This is a genomic window from Martelella alba, from assembly GCF_006516955.1.
Classification (GTDB): Bacteria; Pseudomonadota; Alphaproteobacteria; order Rhizobiales; family Rhizobiaceae; genus Martelella; species Martelella alba.
In genome coordinates this window covers 35,185-55,896 of sequence record NZ_VHLG01000004.1, presented here as the reverse complement: position 1 = coordinate 55,896, position 20,712 = coordinate 35,185, and the positions used below count along the sequence as shown (strand labels likewise).

Genomic DNA, 20,712 nt, shown 5'->3' with positions numbered 1-20,712 from the left:
CGAGAACAAGAAAATGTCAATCAACGAACAAGCAACCAAGGGTGTCGACAAGGACTGGTGGCGCGGTGCGGTGATCTATCAGATCTATCCGCGTTCCTTTCAGGACACCAATGGCGACGGGATCGGCGACGTCAAGGGCATCACCAACCGGCTCGACTATATTGCCGGGCTCGGTGCTGATGCAATCTGGATTTCGCCCTTCTTCACATCGCCGATGAAGGATTTCGGCTATGATGTCTCTAATTATTGCGACATCGACCCGATGTTCGGCACGCTCGCCGATTTTGACGAAATGATCGCCAAGGCCCATGGTCTTGGCCTCAAGATCATGATCGATCTGGTGCTCTCGCATACATCCGAGCAGCATCCATGGTTCGTCGAAAGCCGTGCCAGCCGCGATAATGCCAAAGCGGACTGGTATGTCTGGGCCGATGCCAAGCCCGACGGTTCGGCGCCAAACAACTGGCTGTCGATCTTCGGCGGCTCGGCCTGGCAGTGGGATTCGCGCCGGCTGCAGTATTACATGCATAACTTCCTGGTTTCGCAGCCGGATCTGAACTTCCATAATCTGGAGGTGCAGGACGCGCTGCTGGATGTTGCCCGTTTCTGGCTGGAACGCGGTGTCGATGGTTTTCGCCTCGACACGATCAACTTCTATTTCTGCGACAAGGAATTGCGTGACAACCCGCCGCTTGCGCCGGAACTGCGCAATGACAGCACGGCCCCTGCGGTTAATCCCTATAACTATCAGCTTCATGTCTATGACAAGAGCCGTCCGGAAAACCTGGAATTCCTGAAGCGTCTCAGGGCGGTGATGGAGGAATATCCGGCGATTGCTGCTGTGGGTGAAGTGGGCGATTCGCAGCGCGGGCTTGAGATCGTCGGCGAATACACGTCCGGCAATGACAAGATGCAGATGTGTTATGCCTTCGAGTTCCTGGCCCCGCAGAAGGTGACGCCACAGCGGGTGATTGAATCGATCAATGCCTTTGACGCGGCAGCCCCTGAAGGCTGGGCCTGCTGGGCCTTTTCCAATCACGACGTTATCCGCCATCTGACGCGCTGGGGCGAGGGGGTGGAAGACGAGGTTGCCTATGCCAAGATGCTGGGCGCCCTGTTGATGACGCTGCGTGGGTCTGTCTGCATCTACGAAGGCGAGGAGCTCGGCCTGACCGAGGCCGATATTGCCTATGAAGATCTGCAGGATCCCTATGGCATCGAATTCTGGCCGGAGTTCAAGGGGCGTGACGGTTGCCGCACGCCGATGGTCTGGCAGTCCGGCGCCAATAATGCCGGCTTTTCGACGGCCGAGAAGACCTGGCTGCCCGTGGCGCCTGAACATGTGATGAAGTCAGTAGACGTGCAGCAGGGCAATACGGCTTCGGTGCTGGAGCAGTATCGTCGTTTCATTGCATTCCGCCGGCAGCACCCGGCCTTTGCCAAGGGCGAGATCACTTTCCTGACGACAGGCAGCGACACGCTACTGGCATTTACGCGCAGTTTCGAAGGTGAAACTGTTTGTGCACTCTTCAACATGGCAGAAAAAGCCCAGACGGCGGACCTGCCAGATGAAAACCTTGTCGCCTTCAGTGCGGAGGAGCACGGCTTTGCTAGCAGCAGGGTCGATGGCGGCACAATTGAACTTCCGGCCTGGGGCGCTTTCTTCGCCCGCCTTGGAAACTGAAGGAAAGGGGCGAAACATGACTGGCGTTACGCTGAAACAAGTCAAGAAAAGCTATGGCAAGGTTGAGGTGCTCCATGGTGTAGACCTCGATATCACGCCTGGTGAATTTGTCGTTTTTGTCGGGCCTTCGGGCTGCGGCAAGTCGACCCTTCTGCGCATGATCGCGGGGCTGGAAGAAATTTCCGGCGGCGAGATCTTCATTGACGGACAGGTGGTCAACGACATTCCGCCATCCAAGCGCGGAATTGCCATGGTGTTCCAGTCCTACGCGCTTTATCCGCATATGTCTGTCTATGACAATATGGCCTTTGGCATGCGGATCGCGAAGGAAACCAAGCAGGAGATTGATGCGCGGGTGCGCAAGGCAGCTGATATGCTGCAGATCACTCCCTATCTCGATCGTTTGCCCAAGGCGCTCTCGGGTGGCCAGCGCCAGCGTGTTGCCATCGGACGTGCGATCTGCCGCAATCCGAAAGTGTTCCTGTTCGATGAGCCGCTGTCGAACCTTGATGCGGCCCTGCGCGTCGCAACGCGTATCGAGATTGCCAAGCTCAACGATTCCATGCCCGACACAACGATGATTTACGTCACGCATGACCAGGTCGAGGCCATGACGCTTGCGGATCGGATTGTCGTTCTGTCTGGCGGTTATATCGAGCAGGTCGGCCCGCCGCTGGAGCTTTACGAACGTCCGGCCAATCTCTTCGTTGCTCAGTTCATCGGCTCGCCCGCCATGAACATCATGCCGGCGGTGATCACACGGGCCGGAGACACAACGGAGATCGAGCTCAGGGACGGCAAGCGTGTCGAGGTGCCGGTCAAGACGCCGGAAAGCGATGTCGGCAAGCCTGTTTCCTTCGGTGTTCGTCCCGAAGATGTGCAGGAGGCTGCCGTCGGCGAGGACTTCCTGTTTGAGGGAACCGTCTCGATCCTTGAAGCGCTTGGCGAAGTGACGCTGATCTATATTGAAGGCAAGCTGGTTGATGATGACCCGATCATCGTCAAGCTTCCGGGCATTCACGGCGGTAAGCCGGGCGATCCGATGCGTTTTGTCGCCGAGCCTGACAAGCTGCATCTGTTTGACGAAAGCGGCCGCAGCTATCTCTATCCGAAGGGCTGATCATTTGGTCCCTTGAGGCCAGAGCGGAAAACAGGAAAGGCCCGGAGCAGAATGTCCCGGGCCTTTCCCTTGTATCGGCATCATAGACGCCGCACGTCCCCCAGGGAAATTGTCCCCACAATTTGGCGAGAGATCAGGCGGCGATGGCTTCAGGTCACCCCCCTGTTCGATCAGAATGTCATACCAATGCCAAACATGACGCGGTTTGAAACAAAATCTTTGGACCTGACGCCGAAGTAAGGGGTGCCCTCGCCGAAATTGGTGTAGCGATATTCCGCACGGGCGAAGAGCTTGTTGGTGAAGGCGTAATCCAAGCCGGCGCCAAACGTCCAGCCATTGTCAAAGCTGCTGTGTTTGCTGCCCGATGTTGTATCGTTAACCGTCAAGCTCGTGCTGACCATATTGTTGGCGAACGCCCAACCGCCCGTGGCGTAGATCAAGGCGTTGTCAAAGGCATAACCCAGGCGACCGCGAACAGAGCCTTCCCAATTATAGCCGTTACCAGCAGCTGATGATATCTGGAAATGAGGGTTTTCGAAGGTAGTTGAACTGAAGTATCTTGTCTTGTTGTTTGGATTGTAGTTGATGTCACCAACGACACCCAACACAACATTGTTGCTGAACTGGTAGTCATAGCCAGCAAATGCGCCAAACACGCTATTGTTGTTTTTCTTGGAGACCAGATCTCCGGTTTTCGAACGGTTGAGCTTGCTTTGATTCCAGTTCCAGCCTCCCATGACACCGATGTTGAAGCCAGTCCAGTTATGGCCGCTATAGGCGGGAGCGGAGACCGGCGGGGGTGTGTAGACCGGTTCGGGGGTGATAAAATCTGCTGCAAATGCTGACCCTGTCATGGTCATTAATATTGCGGTAGACAAAAGTATATTTTTCATTTCTCGGGCTTTCTGTCATCATTTATTTCGATGAGGACCGATTATGAGCGAGGATGTTATTTAACAAATATAATTATAAATATATACGGTCTAAAATAGACTGTGTTGCTCAATTGATACGTAAATATAACTGAAATGTATTATGGTTATTTCAATTTTATTTAGTTGGTATCTTTTCGAAATTTTCATTTCGCGTTGGCTTTTGCGATTGGCGCCAAGTCCTTGGCAGAAGGGGGGGGCGGGTGTGCAAGATTGCGTTGGACTGTCTGGGCCGGGAAAGGCGACAGTTAATCCATACGGGAAAAGCCCGGAGCAAAGCTCCAGGCCTTTCCACAACATCGGCGCAACGGCGCCGAGCCCCCCCCTCGGAGCTATTTTACAAATCCATGTATAAATCAGGCGGCCGGGAGGACGGCCGCCTGCTTGGCTGGCAAACGCGCTCCGCGTTCGCTGGCCAAAATCAGAACTTCACACCGATACCAGCCATAACGCGGTTGGAGGTCAGGTCTTTGCCCTGGACATCTGCGAGGCTGCCATGGTCGCTGCTGCTGCCGTTGCCATAGTCGGTGTAACGGTATTCGACACGTGCGAAGATGTTGTTGGTAAAGGCGTAGTCAACACCGGCACCAATGGTCCAGCCATTGTAGGTGTCTTCTTTCTTGGTGCCATTCGCCAGGTTGTAGCCATCGGCGATGGCCCAGCCGCCCGTGGTGTAGAGCAGGGTGTTGTCAAAGGCGTAACCGAGGCGGCCGCGAATCGAGCCTTCCCAGTCGTAACCCATCTTGCCGCTCTGGCCCTGTGCGTAGGTGAACTTGGCATTGTTGTCGGGGTTGTAGGTGACATCACCTTCGACACCGAGGACGACATTATTGCTGAACTGGTAATCGTAGCCGGCAAAGGCGCCGATCGTGCCGCTGTTGCTCTCGTGGCTGCTGCTATTAATGTCCTTGGCGCTGAACTTCTGCTGATTCCAGTTCCAGCCGCCCGTGGCACCGACCTTGAAGCCCGACCAGTTGAACTGCTGCGCAACGGGGGTGGATACCGGCGGCGGTGTGTAAACCGGAGCAGGCGTAACGATGTCAGCGGCAAAAGCGGAGCCAGTCATGGTGGCCAGTGCGGCGGAGGCAAGAAGAAACTTTTTCATTGAGTGAACTCCCTGTTGTCGTTCATTTCGATAACGATCAAATAGGAGCGTTGTTTCGTCGAGGCAATTATATTTGCGACGTTCTATTGCTGTAATCCCAATGTGTTGCTTAAGTGATACAGTAAAAATATATTAAAGATATAACTATACTAACACATTATGCATTGAAAAGTGGCTGGACTATGTTTCAGATGGGGAGAAACTATGATTTTGACGTTCTTCGCTTCTTTTGAACTGCTGGCCACCATCACCGTTTCAGCGTGTTCAGGCAGGCTGTTGGGCTTTTTGACAAGAAACGCGGTATCACGCAAAAGGAAAGGCGCCCGTAGCGGGCGCCTCTTTCATGTTCGGGATCGTATGGTCTTGTCAGGCGAAAATCACGCTGGCGCCTTCATCGGCTGTGCCGACATGCTGGCGGAAAGGGGCAAAAAGTTCGCGGCCCATGCCATACTCATTCTGAGACAGATCCGCGGTAACGGCCGGCCTTGCGTCAAACTCCTCGGCAGGCACCAGCACTTCGAGTGTTCCCGTCTCAGCATCGAGGCGAATCATGTCGCCTTCTCGGATCTTTGCGATCGGTCCACCATCCTTGGCTTCCGGGGTCACATGGATCGCGGCGGGCACCTTGCCGGATGCGCCTGACATGCGGCCATCGGTGACAAGCGCAACCTTGTAGCCACGGTCCTGAAGTACGCCAAGCGGCGGCGTGAGGCGGTGAAGTTCCGGCATGCCGCATGCCTTGGGGCCCTGGAACCGGACAACGGCGATGAAATCGCGGTCCAGCCTGCCGGCCTTGAAGGCATCCTGAAGCTCCTGCTGATCGTGGAAGATCATGGCGGGGGCTTCGATGATACGGCGTTCGGGCTTGACGGCGGAGATCTTGATCACGCCCTTGCCGACATTGCCGGAGAGCATTTTCAGCCCGCCATTGGCCTGGAACGGCTTGTCAAACGTCGTGAGAACCTTCGGGTCCGCACTGGTTTCGCCGATCGGCTCGCGCTTGACCGTGCCATTTTCACCGAGCTTGACGTCGATTGCATAGGCCGCCATGCCTTCGCCGAAGACGGTGCGGACATCATCATGCAGCAGGCCTGCTTTCAGCAGCTGGCTGATCAGAAAGCCCATGCCGCCAGCGGCGTGGAAGTGGTTCACATCGGCAAGGCCGTTAGGATAGACGCGCGCCAGCAACGGCACGACATCGGACAATTCCGAAATATCCTGCCAGGTCAGCTTGATGCCGGCAGCGCGCGCCATGGCAACAAGATGCATGGTGTGGTTGGTCGATCCACCGGTGGCATGCAGGCCGACAACGCCGTTGACGAAGGAGCGCTCGTCGAGCATTTCCCCGACCGGGGTGAATTCATTGCCGCTCGCCGTCATGGCAAGTGCACGTTTTGCGGCTTCCTTGGTCAATGCATCCCGCAATGGCGTATTCGGGTTGATGAAGGAGGAGCCGGGCATGTGCAGCCCCATGATCTCCATCAGCATCTGGTTGGAATTGGCGGTGCCGTAAAAGGTGCAGGTGCCGGGGCCGTGATAGGACTTCGATTCTGCTTCAAGCAGTTCGGCACGGCCGATCTTGCCTTCAGCGTAGAGCTGGCGGATGCGCGACTTCTCGTCATTGGGCAGGCCGGAGGTCATCGGGCCTGCCGGTACGAAAATCGTCGGCAGATGGCCAAAGGTCAGCGCCGCCATGACAAGGCCGGGAACGATCTTGTCGCAGACGCCGAGGAACAGGGCGGCGTCGAACATGTTATGCGAGAGACCGACGGCAGCAGCCATGGCAATCAGATCGCGGGAGAACAGCGATAGCTCCATGCCGGGCTGGCCCTGGGTGACGCCATCGCACATGGCGGGCACGCCGCCTGCGACCTGGGCAACACCGCCGGCTTCGCTGGCGGCTTCGCGGATCAGTGCGGGAAAGGTCTCAAAGGGCTGGTGTGCCGACAGCATGTCATTATAGGCAGTGATGATGCCGATATTGGGCACGCTATCACCCGATAATGCCTGCTTGTCGGCGGGGGAACAGACGGCGAAGCCATGGGCGAGATTTCCGCAGGACAGGACAGAACGATGGACGCCCTTGGAAACGGCCTGGTTGACACGGTCAAGATAGGCTTCGCGGGTCGGTTTTGACCGTTCGATGATACGAGCGGTGATCTTTGCTATGCGAGGATCGGCGGACATGGGCTTTCCTGTATCAGTTAGATGAAGGACGCGCCCGGCTGAATGAATACTTCGCTCAGGGCGCCCAGTAAATTTCCACGGGAGACGAGGCCCGCATCAGTACCGCGCGGATCGGCATTTCGGTCTCGTCCTGGCCATCAAGGGCCTTGTTCAGGACATCCATCTTTTCCTGCCCTTCAATATGCAGAACCAGAAGGCCCGCATTCTCGAGCGAGGAAAAGGTGAAGGTCATACGTGCTTCGCCCGCACCATCGGCATGTAGTGCCATGACGCCGGGCGGCGTGTTCTTGTCCAGAGCGCGTGCCAGTGTGTCGCCGCCGGGGAAGAACGAGGCCGTGTGGCCATCGGTTCCCATGCCAAGGATCACGACATCGAAGGGCGCAAGCTCTGCCGCCTTGCCGGTTACGATCTCTGCAGCCTGTTCGGCGGTATCAACCGGTTGGTAAAGCGGTAGTATCCTGGCCTTTGCTGCGGGACCGGTCAAAAGATTGTCTGTCAGAAGCCTATGGTTGGAGCGCGGGCTGTCTTCCGGCACGAAGCGCTCATCGACAAGCGTAATCGTGACCTTCGGCCAGTCAATCGGTGCGTTTGCCAGGGTCTGGAAAAACATCTTCGGCGTAGAGCCGCCGGAAACCGCGATGAACGCGGTTCCCTTTGCTGCAATTGCCAGTTCGAGCTTTGCGGCAACAGCATTGGCCAGGGCGGTGGCCAGTTCCGACCGGTCGCTAAAACTGTGCATTGTCTTGGTCATCTCGAATCCTGACTGTTTTGTCCTGTGGTCAGTTGGGCTCGTGCCAGGTCCGGCCGTCACGCTCGATGAGGGCGATGGATTTGCTCGGCCCCCATGTGCCGGCTGTGTAGCCCTGCACGGGCTGGCTCGTTTCTTCCCAGGCTTTCAGGATCGGATCGACCCAGTTCCAGGCCACTTCAACCTCGTCGCGGCGCATGAACAGCGTCTGGTTGGAGCGGATAACATCGAGCAGCAGCCGTTCATAGGCATCCGGATTGCGCACATCGAAGGCCTGGGCAAAAGCCATATCGAGCGAAACGTGGCGCAGGCGCATACCGCCCGGGCCCGGCGACTTGATCATCAGCCACTGCTTCACGCCTTCATCCGGCTGCAGGCGCAGCACCAGCTGGTTGGCGACGATGCGGCCGGCGGCCGGTTCGAAAATCGAGTGCGGGATCGGCTTGAAGGTGATGACAATCTCCGAGACGCGGCTGGCAAGACGCTTGCCGGTGCGCAGATAGAATGGCACGCCGGCCCAGCGCCAGTTATCGATCTCGGCCTTGATGGCAACAAAGGTCTCGGTATTGCTCTCACCGTCAAGCTCTTCGAGATAGCCCTTGACCGGACCGCCCTTGGAGGCGCCGGCGCGATACTGGCCACGCACCGTCAGATAGCCGGCATTGTCGGCATTGATCGGCTTCAGCGAGCGCAGAACCTTCAGCTTTTCATCGCGAACGGCTTCGGAATCCATCGAGTATGGGGTTTCCATGGCGACCATGCAGAGCACGTTGAGAATATGGTTCTGCACCATGTCGCGCAGTGCGCCGGACTTGTCGTAATAGCCCGCGCGCCCCTCAAGACCGACTTCCTCGGCGACCGTGATCTGCACGTGGTCGATATGGTTGGCGTTCCACAGCGGCTCGTAAAGGGCGTTGGCAAAGCGCAGTGCCATCAGGTTCTGCACCGTTTCCTTGCCAAGATAGTGGTCGATACGGAAGACCTGTTCTTCGTGGAAGACCTTGCCGATCATGTTGTTGAGCGCGAGCGCCGATTCCAGATCGCGCCCCAGCGGCTTTTCAACCACGATACGGGTCTGCTTGGTGATCAGCTTATGGTCGCGGATGCCATCGCAGATCGGCCCGAAAATGCTTGGAGCTACGGCCATGTAGAAGGCGCGGACGCGATCCTTGCCCTCGTCGAGCAGCTTTTTCAGCGCGTCCCAGCCTTTGCTGCTGGTAGCGTCAACCGGCACATATTCGATGCGGGCAAGAAATTTCCTGACTTCCTCATCATCATATTCACCATGCATGAGGTGCTCTTTCAGCGCCTTCTGGGCATGTTTGCGGAAGTCTTCCGACGTCAGTTCGGAGCGGGACGCCCCGATGATGCGGGTCGGCTCGGTGAACTGGCCGGCGATCTGTCGGTGATAGAGTGCAGGCAGGAGCTTGCGCTCGGTGAGATCTCCGGTGGCACCGAAAACCACATAGTCAAAGGGTTCGACGGGGATGATTTGACTGCTGGTGGCCATATGTTCTCTCAATCGTCAACGGTTGATCACTTATTATCAAATCGATTTAAAAAAGCCAGCCCTTTTCGAAAACGGCTGTCTCAGAAACGATCACGGAGCGCAAACCAACTGAGCGCAAGGAACAGTAACGGTCGGCGCAGAGCCCTGCCTCCGGGGAAGGCGGGGATCTCCAGTTCGCGGTAAAGCTCAAGACTTGTGCTGCGTCCGCTGATTTCATCGGCATAGAGCTTACCACAGTAATTTGACAGCATCACACCATGGCCGGAAAAGCCACCAATCGCCGTAGCGCCGGGCATGATGTCGTGAACCAGCGGCTTGCGCGGCATGGTGATGCCGATCGTACCGCCCCAGGCATGGGTGATTTCCACGTCGCTCAGCTGCGGGAATATTTCAGCAATCTGCCTTCGCAGATGTTTGGAAATATCGCCCGGCGCATCTTTCGTATAGGCCTCACGGCCGCCGAAAAGAAGTTCTCCTGTGACGGTCTTGCGAAAATAGCGCACGACGAAGCGACTGTCATCGACCGACTCACCACCCGGCAGAATCGACTTGTGATCCTTCAGCGGCGGGGTGGCGGCAATGAAGGAGCGTATGGGCATGACCCGCGCCGCGGTCTTGGCGTCGAAATGCTGTTCGATATAGCCATTGCCGGCAATCAGTACGCGATCGGCGGTAATCTCACCTGTTTCGGTCTTGACCACCAGCTTTCCGTCGCGCTGTTCAATATCATCCGCCCTGGTCATTTCATGGAGGCGCGCACCGGCGCTGGCCGCAACTTTGGCAATGCCGACCAGAAGCTTTAGCGGGTGAATATGGCCGGTGCCGCCATCGCGCATGCCGCAAAAATAGCGCTTCGAGCCGATTTTCTGCGCCGTTTCGGCGCGGCTTAAAAAGGCCAGATGCGGGTAGTCATAGCGCTCTGCCATGGCATCAACATGGTGATGAAAGTCGTAATCCATGTTGCGTTTGTGCGCGACGGAGATCTGGCCAAGCCTGAAATCAACGGCAATATCGTTCTGCTTGGCAAAATCAAGAACGAAGCTCTTGGCATCTTCGGCCATCCGGAACAGCGCCCGGGATCGTTCGAAGCCGATCTTCTTTTCCATCTCTTCCGGCCACCAGTTCTGACCGGTGCCGAGCTGGCCACCATTCCGCCCTGATGCGCCGTCGCCGAAGCGGGCTGCATCGATCAGCACGACATCGGTGCCATCTCTGGCAAGCTGGCAGGCCGCCTGAAGACCGGTAAAACCGCCGCCGACAATGGCAACATCGGCCCTGGTCGAACCGTCAAGTGCCGGATAGGTCAGCCGTTCCGGCACAGTCGCCTGATACCAGGAAAGCCCCGGTGCAATCGGACTTTGCCATTTCATCGCTCGGTACTCCACACATCCGGCCGTTCCATTGTTCCAGGAGCGGTCCTTTCTAAACGTCCGGCCTCACTCCAGACATGTCGCCATTTCTAACCAAACGCAAGTGTTGCGCCAAAATACAACCGATTCAGACACTTTGTAGCAGAAATTCACGCTCCCACGGGCTGATGACCTGCATGAATGTCTCAAATTCGCCGCGCTTGATGCCGGCGTAAAGATCGATGAATTCCTGGGACAGGATGGTCGCAAGTGCCGGCTCGCTCTCCATCAGCGCCACGGCTTCCAGCAGTCCGCGCGGCAGATCGATCGCGCCTTCATTGGCGGTGTCTGCCGATGGGGCGGATGGGTCAACGGCGTTCATGATGCCGAGCAGGCCGCAGGCGAGCGACGCCGCCAGTGCCAGATAGGGGTTTGCGTCCGAGCTGGGCAGACGGTTTTCGATCCGCCGGGCCGAAGGTTCGGAAACTGGAATGCGGAAGGCGGTTGTACGGTTGTCATAGCCCCAGGCCGTGTTGACCGGGCAGGCCATGTCAGGTGTCAGGCGTCGGTAGGAGTTCACATAGGGGGCCATCATCACCAGCGCGGAGGGCACATATTTCTGCATGCCGCCGATGAAATGGAAGAATTCCGGTGACGGATCCCCATTATCCAGCGTGAAGATATTCTGACCGGTTTCAATGTCGACGACCGACTGGTGAATATGCATGGCGGAGCCGGGCTGGCCCTGCATCGGCTTCGCCATGAAGGTGGCGAAGGTTTCGTGTTTCAGCGCGGCCTCGCGGATCGTGCGCTTGAAGAAGAATACCTGATCGGCCAGCTCCAGCGGATCGCCGTGACGCAGATTGATTTCCAGCTGCGCCGGACCTTCCTCATGGATCAGCGTGTCAATCTCCAGCCCCTGGCCCTCGCAGAAATGATAGATATCATCGATCAGCTCGTCGAATTCGTTGATGCCGGCGATCGAATAGGCCTGACCGGCGACGATCGGCCGGCCGGAACGGCCGATCGGCGGCGCCAGCGGCAGGTCCGGATCATCATTGCGGGCGACGAGGTAAAACTCGATTTCCGGTGCAACCACCGCCTTCCAGCCACGCTCTGCATAAAGGTCGATCACCCGCTTCAGCACGCTGCGCGGTGTATAGGCCACTTCGCGGCCATCGGCGCCAACGACATCGCAGATTACCTGCGCGGTCGGGTCTGATTCCCACGGCACGGCGGACAGTGTCGACAGGTCGGGCACCAGTTTCAGGTCGCTGTCGCGCGGCTCATAGCGGAAATTGCCGCTTTCTTCCGGGTAATCGCCGGAGATCGTGTGCCGGTAAAGCGCCGAGGGCAAGGCGAGCGAGGTGTTGGAAGTGAATTTCGAAGTCGGCATCATCTTGCCGCGCGGCACGCCGGCGAGATCGGGGGTGATGCATTCGATATCCTCAATGCCGCGATAGCCAAGCCATTTGGCGGCATCCTTGAAGCTCTCAACGCCGCGGAGATTTCTGACGAAGGGCGGCGTGGCCGCTGATTTGCTGATTTTGCCTGCTGTTTTCAGTGTCGGTTTTTTGCTGGGCATGATTCTCGCCGGTCGCGGTTTGCTATCTCAATCTATCATAGCGGCGCATTGCGACTTGGCGAGGGGAAACGTTGACTTTCTTTGCGTCCCGACGGACAAGCCTGATGGCGGTAAAAGGCAGGACAGGCCATGGAATATTTTGATGTCGCGATCATTGGCGCCGGTGCGGCGGGGCTGATGTGCGCTCTGACAGCGGGTAAGGCGGGAAAGCGCGTCGTGCTGATTGATCACGCCCGTTCGCCAGGGGAAAAGATCCGCATTTCCGGCGGCGGCCGCTGCAATTTCACCAATATTCACGCCGGGCCGAAAAATTACCTGTCCGAAAACCCGCATTTCGCCAAATCGGCACTGTCGCGCTACCAGCCAGCTGATTTTATCGACATGGTCGAACGCCACGGCATTGCCTATCACGAAAAGACACTTGGCCAGTTGTTCTGTGATGGTTCGGCGAAGGAAATCGTCGATATGCTGACCGGCGAATGCCGCCGGGCCAGGGTTGATCTCAGGCTTGCGACCGAGATCGGTGCAATTACCCATGCCGACGGCCGGTTTCGCTTTATGGCGGGGCCGGGCGACATCACGGCCGATAAGCTGGTCATGGCCTCTGGCGGCAAGTCGATCCCGAAAATGGGGGCAACCGGGCTTTCCTATCAGGTGGCCGAACAGTTTGGTCTTGGCCTCGTCGAAACAAGGGCCGGTCTGGTGCCGTTCACGCTGGAGCCCGGCCTGCAGACGCTGCTGGCACCGCTTGCCGGTATCGGCGTTCCGGCGGAGCTTGGCTGCGGCAGAACGCGTTTTCGCGAGGCGCTGCTTTTCACCCATCGCGGGTTGTCCGGACCTGCCGTCCTGCAGATCTCATCCTATTGGCAACCGGGTGCAGAGATCGTGATCCGTATCCTGCCGAATCTCGATCTGGCAGACGCGTTGATCGCGGCCAAGCGCGACAATGGCCGGCAGACCCCGGTAACGGCGCTCGCCGCCCATCTGCCGAAGCGGCTGGCACAGTTTTTTGCCGAAAGGGCCGCGCTTTCCGGTGCGCTTGCCGATCTGCCGGACAAGGCCCTGCGTACACTTGCAGCCTCGGTTCAGGACTGGCGGATCAAGCCGGCCGGAACGGAGGGCTATCGCACCGCCGAGGTCACTCTTGGCGGTGTCGATACGCGCGGACTGTCCTCCCGGACCATGGAGGCGAAGACGGTGCCGGGGCTCTATTTCATCGGCGAATGCGTCGACGTCACCGGCTGGCTTGGCGGCTATAATTTCCAGTGGGCCTGGTCTTCCGGCTTTGCTGCCGGCACGGCTATCGGTGCGGCTGGCGAACAGGAGGAATAGACAGCCTCAGTCGCGCCCGGCTTCACGGTCCGGACCGAAGCGGTTTGCCTCGGCCTGTCCCGGCTGGCAGAACCAGTAAATCAGAACGAGCGAGCCGATAACCGTAAGCGCCAGAAGCTGCCACCAGCCGGTGCGGTTGATATCGTGCAGGCGGCGGGCGCCGATGGCGATATTGGGGACGATGATGGCAAGACTCCAGATGCCGCCCAGAATGCCGACATTATCGGATGCGCCAAGGAGGCCGTAGTCAATCATCGACAGGATGACGCTGACAATCCAGCTTGCCAGCACCCAGTACCAGAACGCGCCCCGCGATGACCGGTCGCGAAAATTGGCGTAGTTTGAAAATACAAGTTTGAATGCGTCCTGAAATCCCACGACGCGGTGGGCACGGCCTGATGGTGTGGTATCGCTCATCTGTTTCCCCTCTCCTGACATCGGCAATTACAGGTAAGTATAGCGCCGATCATGGTGCTTTTGTACCGTTGAATAGTGTCAGATTGATGCAGGGGTAACCCGGCCGCCTTTGGTGGCGGCCGGATCTGCCGGGGGCAGCAGGGATACCCCCGGAGGATCAGACTTTTTCGAGGTCGTCGGGTTCTGCCGTGTCGTCGGCGAAAATGACGGGGACCATCAGGTCCCCCCAATTCCCCTTGCCGCCGTGATGGCGTGCCGAGCGGATGAGTTCGACCGAAAGGCCTGCCTCCACCGCACGCATGACCGATTGATTGAGGCGGTGCAGATCATTGGCGATCATGCGGATTGCGGCCTGGCGCTCGGCGTTCATGGTGGCGCCCTGGGTTTCGGTTCTTTCCTTGACGTTGATCTTCGGGTTCATGGCTTGCTCCTCCTTGCCATAGGGTTTTACGGCCCCGCTCCCGCCGGGGCTTTGCGGGTCTTACTCTGCTGCCGGCTGAAACTGGGCGGCCTCGGTGGAATCATGCATTGCGGTGGTGGATGACAGGCCGCCGGTGATTGCCATCGAAACGGCGTCGAAATAGCCGGTGCCGACCTCGCGCTGGTGTTTCGTAGCGGTGTAGCCATTGGCTTCGGCGGCAAATTCGGCCTGTTGCAGCTCCGAATAGGCGGCCATCTGCCGGTCCTTGTAGCCGCGGGCCAGCTCATACATGCCGAAATTCAACTGATGGAAACCGGCAAGGGTGATGAACTGGAACTTGTAGCCCATGGCGCCCAGCTCACGCTGGAACCTGGCAATGGTCGCATCGTCCAGATTTTTCTTCCAGTTGAACGAGGGCGAGCAATTATAGGCGAGACGCTTGCCCGGATGGACCTTGTGGACCCCTTCGGCAAATTTGCGTGCCTGGTCCAGATCCGGCTTCGACGTCTCGCACCAGATCAGATCGCAATAGGGCGCATAGGAAACGGCGCGGGCGATACAGGCTTCAAGGCCATTCTTCACATGGTAGAACCCTTCCGGCGTGCGCGCCTTGTCGTAATCGACAAACGGCCGGTCGCGTTCGTCAATGTCGGAGGTCAGGAGCTTGGCGGCCTCGGCATCGGTGCGGGCGATGACAAGGGTTGGAACGCCCATGACGTCGGCTGCAAGCCGGGCTGCCGTCAGGTTGCGGATATGGGCCGCCGTCGGGATCAGCACCTTGCCGCCGAGATGGCCGCATTTCTTCTCGGAGGCCAGCTGGTCCTCGAAGTGAACACCGGCCGCGCCCGCCTCGATATAGGCCTTCATGATCTCGAAGGCGTTGAGCGGGCCGCCGAAGCCTGCTTCCGCATCGGCAACGATCGGCGCGAACCATGTGTCGACCGAAAGGCCGCCGCCTTCCGATGTCTCGATCTGGTCGGCACGCTGCAGCGTCTTGTTGATCCGCCGGGCCAGTTCCGGACCGGCATTGGCCGGGTAGAGCGACTGGTCCGGATACATGGCGGAAGCGGTATTGGCATCGGCGGCAACCTGCCAGCCAGACAGATAGATCGCCTTCAGTCCAGCCCGGACCATCTGCATGGCCTGATTGCCCGAAAGCGCGCCGAGTGCGTTGACGAAGTCTTCCGAATGGATGAGCTGCCAGAGCCGGTTGGCACCCTGTTCGGCCAGCGTGTAGCGGATCGGAACCGAACCGCGCAGCCGCCGGACATCGTCAATCCCATAGGGGCGTTCGATACCGTCAAAGCGGCCGGCAGGGGCTGTTTCAACAAGATTGTAAAAATCGGTCATGATCTCTCTCCTCCTTAAAATCACGCCCTCTGTCTCCCGTATCCAGAGGGTTTTGAAACTGCGCATCGTCAGTTTTCGATGTGACAATATTTACAGCATGCGCTGCGTTTCTGCGAGAAGAGAGCGAATATCGGTGCCGGAAAACGGGTTATGTTGTCACAGGCTTTGCAATTGTGTTTTGTTAATTTGTAAATTATGTAAATATCCTTGGAAATATGTTTTGTCTCATTCTGTGACTGGGAGGTGCAGGGTGGCTGAGAACAAGATTTTTGCCGGGCCGCGTTTGCGCCGTGTTCGCAACAGTCTCGAACTGACCCAGACGGCCATGGCGGAGGCACTGGCCATTTCGCCGTCCTATCTCAATCTCATCGAACGCAATCAACGGCCCTTGACGGTGCAGTTGCTGATGAAGCTGGCAGCGGTCTATGATGTCGATATTACCGCGCTCAGGGGAGAGAGCGGCGGGGCCATGGCGGAACTGAAGGCGGTCTTTTCCGATCCGCTTCTGGTGGGGGAGTTGCCGGGGGATCAGGAATTGCTTGAAGTGGCCGAAGCCGCACCCAATGCGGCGATCGGCATTGTCAAACTGTATCGGGCCTATCGAGAGCAGTCCGACCGGCTTTCGGATCTTGCCGCACTTCTGGCGCGCGAAGGGCATGAGACGGAGCTTGCCGCCGCGCGGCTGCCCTATGATGCCGTTCGCGATACGCTTTCCCGTCATCCGTGGTTTTTCGATGCGCTGGATCGCGAGGCCGAGGCAATGCATCACGCGCTCGGTCCGGTCGATGACATGGCGGCGGCGCTGAAGGCATGGTTGCGGCAGACGCATGGTATTGCGGTCAGGGTGCTGCCGGCCGACGTCATGAGCGACCATAGCCGGCGCTTTGATCGTCATACGATGCGGTTGTTCATTTCCGGGCGATTGTCGCCGGCCGATCAAATGCGTGAACTTGCCATCGAAGCTGTGTTTCTTGCCATGCCCGCCGCGCTTGAAACCGCCATTCAGGCGCTCTCACCTTCGGGCGACGAGGAGCGCCGCCTGCTGCGCCATGAGCTTGCCCGCTATGCCGCGCTGGCGTTGCTGATGCCCTATGGTGCCTTTGTCGAGGCGGCGCGCCGTGTCCACTTTGACATTGATCTCCTGCGCAGCCGCTTTGGCGTGTCGTTTGAGCAGGCCGTGACGCGGCTTGTCAGCCTGCAGCGTCCGGAAAATGCGGGCCTTCCGTTTTTCCTGATGGAGGTCGATCAGGCAGGCCACGTGCTGCGCCGTCTGGGTGCAAAGGGCTTTCCGCATGAGAAATTTGGCGGTGAGTGTCCAAAACTCGGCATCTATGATGCTTTTTCTTCTCCAGGCCGGATCGACATAGCCCGCACGGTTCTGCCGGATGGGGGAGGTTATCTCACGCTTTCGCGGACGCTGGATGGGCCAAGGGCCGGCTTTGCCGAGCCGGTCCGGCGCACTGCGGTTCTCATCGGACTGGCGGCGGAGCGTTCTGACGAGGTGGTTTACGCCGATGCATTGCCAGGGGCGGGCGGCGCGACGGAAATAGGCCCGGCCTGCCGCCTTTGCGAGCGGCCAGGATGTCTCGCGCGGGCAGAGCCTCCTCTCACGCGGCCGCTGGCGCTTGATGATATGACAGGCGGCCTGTCTCGCTTTGACTTTTGACCTATGCTCCGGGCACGGGCTGTCAGGGCTGCTTTGGCGCTTGGCTGATGGCAAGGGCGGCGATCGCATTGCCACTGATTTTGACGACGACCGGTTCTGTGCCGGTGTTCTCGTCGGTCACGTGGCTGAGCGTGATGTCGAAGGCACCGTTCAGCGTATTGAGCGTCCCGCTCAGCGTGATGATGCCGATGTCCGACTGGAGCTTGAGGCCAGCAAGCGTGACAATCACGCCATCAATCCTGGCGGTGCCGGTGAGCTTGCTGAAGGGGAGGCTGACGCTGCTGTCGAAACCAAGCGAAAAGGCGCGCTGGGTTTCCGCGCGCTTGAACAGCTGTGCCAGATCCAGTCCGGAGATCGTCCCGTCGGTGGCGGAAAATTTGACGGTACCGCTGATTTTCTTGCGATCGAGGTCCGAGAAGGGCACGGGTGCCTGTAGGGCTGCATCAATGCTCAGATGCGGCGAAGTGATTGGCAAGCTGACGCCGAGCTGGCGGAGGAAGGTGGACGAATCCACATTGTCGGCGGTGAACTGTATGGCCCCCTGTTTGCCGGCGGTAATGCCAACATGGGCCGAGAGTGTTCCCTCGCCAAGCTGGCTGTCGGCAATATCAAAGCTGGTCTGCGTTGTGGAGCGGAAAATGCTGGCGGCGACGTCTTTGAGGGTGATGTCGCCAAGCGCGACACTTGGCGCCGAGAGCCGCAGATCAAGCGCGGGCAGAGCCGGTGCATTGCGGCCGCCGCGCCCGGCAAAGGCGGTCACGTCGTCGATCCAGCCTGGCAGGGTGGTGCGGATATTGGGGAGCTTCACGTCGCCAAAGGCCAGCGTCGCCATGCCGCGCAGAGTGCCGCTTGCCTCATCGCGGGCAATGTCGAGTATGCCGTTGCCGGACGTCCCGTCAATTACGACAGTCGCAGGCGAGAAGCGCAGCGAGCTGTCGCTGCGGCCAAGCGTGCCGGAGACGGACATGCTGACGACATTGTCCAGCATCGGCATCGGAATCTGCAACAGATCTTCCAGCCGCTTCACATCTCTGGTTTCGACCGAGACGGTTCCATCAAGAAAATAGGGCTTGGCGCGGGTCGCGTGGCCGTTGAAACTTGTGGTGATCTGATCATCGAAAACCTTGAGCGAGATGGAACTCTGGTCACCGCGCAAGAGCGCGAATGGCGTGTCGGCCTTGATCTCGAAATGGGTTGCTGTGCCGTCGATGAGCGCGCTGCCCGTCGCCGAAACGGGGCCTGAAACCCGGTCCCATTTAAGTTCGCCATTAATGCCGTTGATGATCTGGGTCTTGCCCTGATGGTCCAGAGCGAGTTTGGTTTCGATGAACTTGACCGATCCGAGGGCCTTGGTGATGCCCGAGCCAGACGGTTTGGCGACCATCCTGGCCAGCATGCCCTGTGGTGCGCCGGTTGAGCCAGATGTATCCTCGATGACAAGCACGCCGCCATCGACCGTCAGGTCGGACAGGACCGCCTTGCCGCGCAGTGCCGAGAAAATGCCGAAATGCGCCGTCATGCTTTTGGCATTGCCATACATGAGAGGGCCTGCCCCGTCCGGGCGTGCCGCTGCAATGCTGGTTACGGTCACCTTGGGGCGCGGCAGAAAGGATATCTCGGCATCACCACCGACAACAACCTTGGCGCCGACCCAGTCGCTCAGGGTCGCCTCAACCTGCTTTTTCATGACGTCCTGCGGCAGAAAATCCGGTGCAAAGTGGTAAATCATCACACCAGCCAGAACGATCACGACGAGAATGCCCTTGACGCCGCGCCGGCGTGCCAGAGCGGGCAGTCTCCCTACCTTTTTGCTGTTTTCTGCCGTTTTCTTTGTTGTCATGGGCTCTTTCGCAGAATCGGTATGCAGCCCTGAAGCGGCCCGCTATCACGCGGATATAGGAAATTGTTGTTTGGCGCAAACATGGCCGCAGGGGCTGTCGGTCGTGCACTGCGCGTCTGAGCCGGCGGAAACGGGCCATGAAAAGACAGGAATATGAGTGTAATACAAATAGATAGGTTTTTGGTTTGATTTTTAAAAATATGTTTATGAATGACGTGGGCGGCCGGTAGCAGGCGCTGTGTCACATGATCTGCAGCCCACAGCAGTGCCGATTTCGGCAAGATTGCGCCATGATGTCGCAATGCAGCCGCACTGACCCTTGCCGGGCGCTCTATGTCCGGTGACGCTGTGTTTACCGCAGGTGACGTGGTCAGTCGTTGCCGAAGGCCGCCGCATCATGCGATGAAAGGCGAAAATGTTGACAAGCGCGGACCCATTGCCATGAAGAAAATCGGATTCCTCTCCTTCGGCCACTGGCAGAATTCGCCGCAATCGGGCACCCGCTCGGCGCAGGATGCCTTGTTGCAGTCGATCGATCTTGCGGTTGCCGCCGAGGAACTCGGTCTCGATGGCGCCTATTTCCGTGTTCACCATTTTGCCCGCCAGCTGGGGTCGCCCTTTCCGCTTATGGCTGCTGTCGGTGCCAAAACAAACACGATCGAGATCGGAACGGGTGTCATCGACATGCGGTATGAAAATCCGCTCTATATGGCTGAAGATGCCGGCGCTGCCGATCTGATTGCCAATGGGCGGCTTCAGCTTGGCATTTCACGCGGTTCACCCGAGCAGGTGATCGATGGCTGGCGTTATTTCGGCTATGCGCCCGAGGAGGGCAAGGATGCCTCCGACATGGCCCGCCGTCACGCCGAAGTGTTTCTCGATGTCATTCAGGGCAAAGGGTTCGCCCAGCCCAATCCGCGTCCGATGTTTCCCAATCCGCCAGGCCTGTTGCGTCTGGAGCCCCATTCCGAGGGGCTGCGTGAGCGTATCTGGTGGGGCGCCGGTTCCAATGCGACCGCTGTCTGGGCGGCCAGACTTGGCATGAACCTGCAAAGCTCGACCCTGAAGGACGATGAGACGGGCGAACCCTTCCACAAGCAGCAGGCCGACCAGATCCGCGCCTATCGCGCTGCCTGGAAGGAGGCCGGACATAACCGCACACCGCGGGTTTCCGTTTCCCGCTCTATCTTCGCACTCGTTTCCGATATGGACCGCGCCTATTTCGGTCGCGGCGACAGTCAGGATTCGATTGGCTATCTCGACGAGAATACGCGGGCGATTTTCGGGCGATCCTATGCCGCCGAACCGGACCGGCTGATTGAGGAACTGAAAGGTGATGAGGCGGTTGCCGAGGCGGATACGCTGCTTCTGACCGTGCCAAACCAGCTTGGCGTTGCCTATAATGCCCATGTCATCGAAGCGATCCTGAAATATGTCGCACCTGGCCTTGGCTGGCGCTAAAGACA

16 protein-coding genes are annotated in these 20,712 nt (G+C 58.5%); 5 read left to right on the top strand and 11 right to left on the bottom strand.

Going from position 1 to position 20,712, the window contains the following annotated elements; translation table 11 throughout:
- Positions 1-13 precede the first annotated feature (13 nt).
- Both bglA and FJU08_RS08965 read left to right on the top strand, forming a co-directional pair.
- Complete coding sequence (gene bglA, locus FJU08_RS08970; RefSeq protein ID WP_141148669.1) at positions 14-1,684, top strand: beta-galactosidase BglA; 1,671 nt, start codon at positions 14-16, stop codon at positions 1,682-1,684.
- 16 nt (positions 1,685-1,700) lie between these two features.
- Positions 1,701-2,804, top strand: a complete 1,104-nt coding sequence (locus tag FJU08_RS08965) for an ABC transporter ATP-binding protein (RefSeq protein WP_141148668.1) — start codon at positions 1,701-1,703, stop codon at positions 2,802-2,804.
- Between the two features lie 170 nt (positions 2,805-2,974).
- Here FJU08_RS08965 and FJU08_RS08960 read toward each other — a convergent pair whose 3' ends face one another.
- From FJU08_RS08960 to FJU08_RS08930, 7 genes are all read right to left on the bottom strand, one after another.
- Complete coding sequence (locus FJU08_RS08960) at positions 2,975-3,697, bottom strand: outer membrane protein (protein ID WP_141148667.1); 723 nt, start codon at positions 3,695-3,697, stop codon at positions 2,975-2,977.
- Positions 3,698-4,157: 460 nt separating this feature from the next.
- On the bottom strand, positions 4,158-4,841 hold the full coding sequence (locus FJU08_RS08955; RefSeq protein ID WP_141148666.1) for an outer membrane protein: 684 nt from the start codon (positions 4,839-4,841) through the stop codon (positions 4,158-4,160).
- Between the two features lie 366 nt (positions 4,842-5,207).
- Positions 5,208-7,028: a phosphogluconate dehydratase gene (edd, locus tag FJU08_RS08950; RefSeq protein WP_141148665.1), complete on the bottom strand. Its 1,821-nt coding sequence runs from the start codon at positions 7,026-7,028 to the stop codon at positions 5,208-5,210.
- Positions 7,029-7,083: 55 nt separating this feature from the next.
- Positions 7,084-7,779, bottom strand: a complete 696-nt coding sequence (pgl, locus tag FJU08_RS08945; protein ID WP_141148664.1) for a 6-phosphogluconolactonase — start codon at positions 7,777-7,779, stop codon at positions 7,084-7,086.
- Positions 7,780-7,807: 28 nt separating this feature from the next.
- The gene (zwf, locus tag FJU08_RS08940; protein ID WP_141148663.1) at positions 7,808-9,286 is read right to left on the bottom strand and encodes a glucose-6-phosphate dehydrogenase; all 1,479 of its coding nucleotides are present in this window, start codon (positions 9,284-9,286) and stop codon (positions 7,808-7,810) included.
- An 80-nt stretch (positions 9,287-9,366) separates the two neighbouring features.
- Positions 9,367-10,656: an NAD(P)/FAD-dependent oxidoreductase gene (locus FJU08_RS08935; protein ID WP_141148662.1), complete on the bottom strand. Its 1,290-nt coding sequence runs from the start codon at positions 10,654-10,656 to the stop codon at positions 9,367-9,369.
- A 127-nt stretch (positions 10,657-10,783) separates the two neighbouring features.
- Entirely contained in the window at positions 10,784-12,220 is a 1,437-nt protein-coding gene (locus tag FJU08_RS08930) for a glutamine synthetase family protein (RefSeq protein ID WP_141148661.1), read from the bottom strand.
- A 129-nt stretch (positions 12,221-12,349) separates the two neighbouring features.
- On the opposite strand from FJU08_RS08930, the gene FJU08_RS08925 reads away from it, so the two are divergent.
- On the top strand, positions 12,350-13,552 hold the full coding sequence (locus FJU08_RS08925) for a BaiN/RdsA family NAD(P)/FAD-dependent oxidoreductase (RefSeq protein ID WP_141148660.1): 1,203 nt from the start codon (positions 12,350-12,352) through the stop codon (positions 13,550-13,552).
- Between the two features lie 6 nt (positions 13,553-13,558).
- Here FJU08_RS08925 and FJU08_RS08920 read toward each other — a convergent pair whose 3' ends face one another.
- The 3 genes from FJU08_RS08920 to aceA form a co-directional block, all read right to left on the bottom strand.
- Positions 13,559-13,969 (bottom strand): DUF805 domain-containing protein, encoded by a 411-nt coding sequence (locus tag FJU08_RS08920; protein WP_210245218.1) that lies wholly within the window; start codon positions 13,967-13,969, stop codon positions 13,559-13,561.
- Positions 13,970-14,126: 157 nt separating this feature from the next.
- Positions 14,127-14,390 (bottom strand): SMc00767 family acetate metabolism repressor, encoded by a 264-nt coding sequence (locus tag FJU08_RS08915; RefSeq protein ID WP_141148659.1) that lies wholly within the window; start codon positions 14,388-14,390, stop codon positions 14,127-14,129.
- Between the two features lie 60 nt (positions 14,391-14,450).
- Positions 14,451-15,740 carry an isocitrate lyase gene (gene aceA, locus FJU08_RS08910; protein ID WP_141148658.1) on the bottom strand — a complete coding sequence of 430 codons (1,290 nt, stop codon included), beginning with the start codon at positions 15,738-15,740 and terminating at the stop codon, positions 14,451-14,453.
- Between the two features lie 250 nt (positions 15,741-15,990).
- Between aceA and FJU08_RS08905 the strand changes: the two genes are divergently transcribed.
- Positions 15,991-17,406 (top strand): helix-turn-helix domain-containing protein, encoded by a 1,416-nt coding sequence (locus FJU08_RS08905; RefSeq protein WP_141148657.1) that lies wholly within the window; start codon positions 15,991-15,993, stop codon positions 17,404-17,406.
- Positions 17,407-17,428: 22 nt separating this feature from the next.
- On the opposite strand, the gene FJU08_RS08900 is transcribed toward FJU08_RS08905, so the two are convergent.
- On the bottom strand, positions 17,429-19,246 hold the full coding sequence (locus FJU08_RS08900; RefSeq protein WP_141148656.1) for an AsmA family protein: 1,818 nt from the start codon (positions 19,244-19,246) through the stop codon (positions 17,429-17,431).
- Positions 19,247-19,687: 441 nt separating this feature from the next.
- Between FJU08_RS08900 and FJU08_RS08895 the strand changes: the two genes are divergently transcribed.
- Positions 19,688-20,707, top strand: coding sequence for an LLM class flavin-dependent oxidoreductase (locus FJU08_RS08895; RefSeq protein ID WP_141148655.1), 1,020 nt, complete (start codon positions 19,688-19,690; stop codon positions 20,705-20,707).
- Positions 20,708-20,712 lie beyond the last annotated feature (5 nt).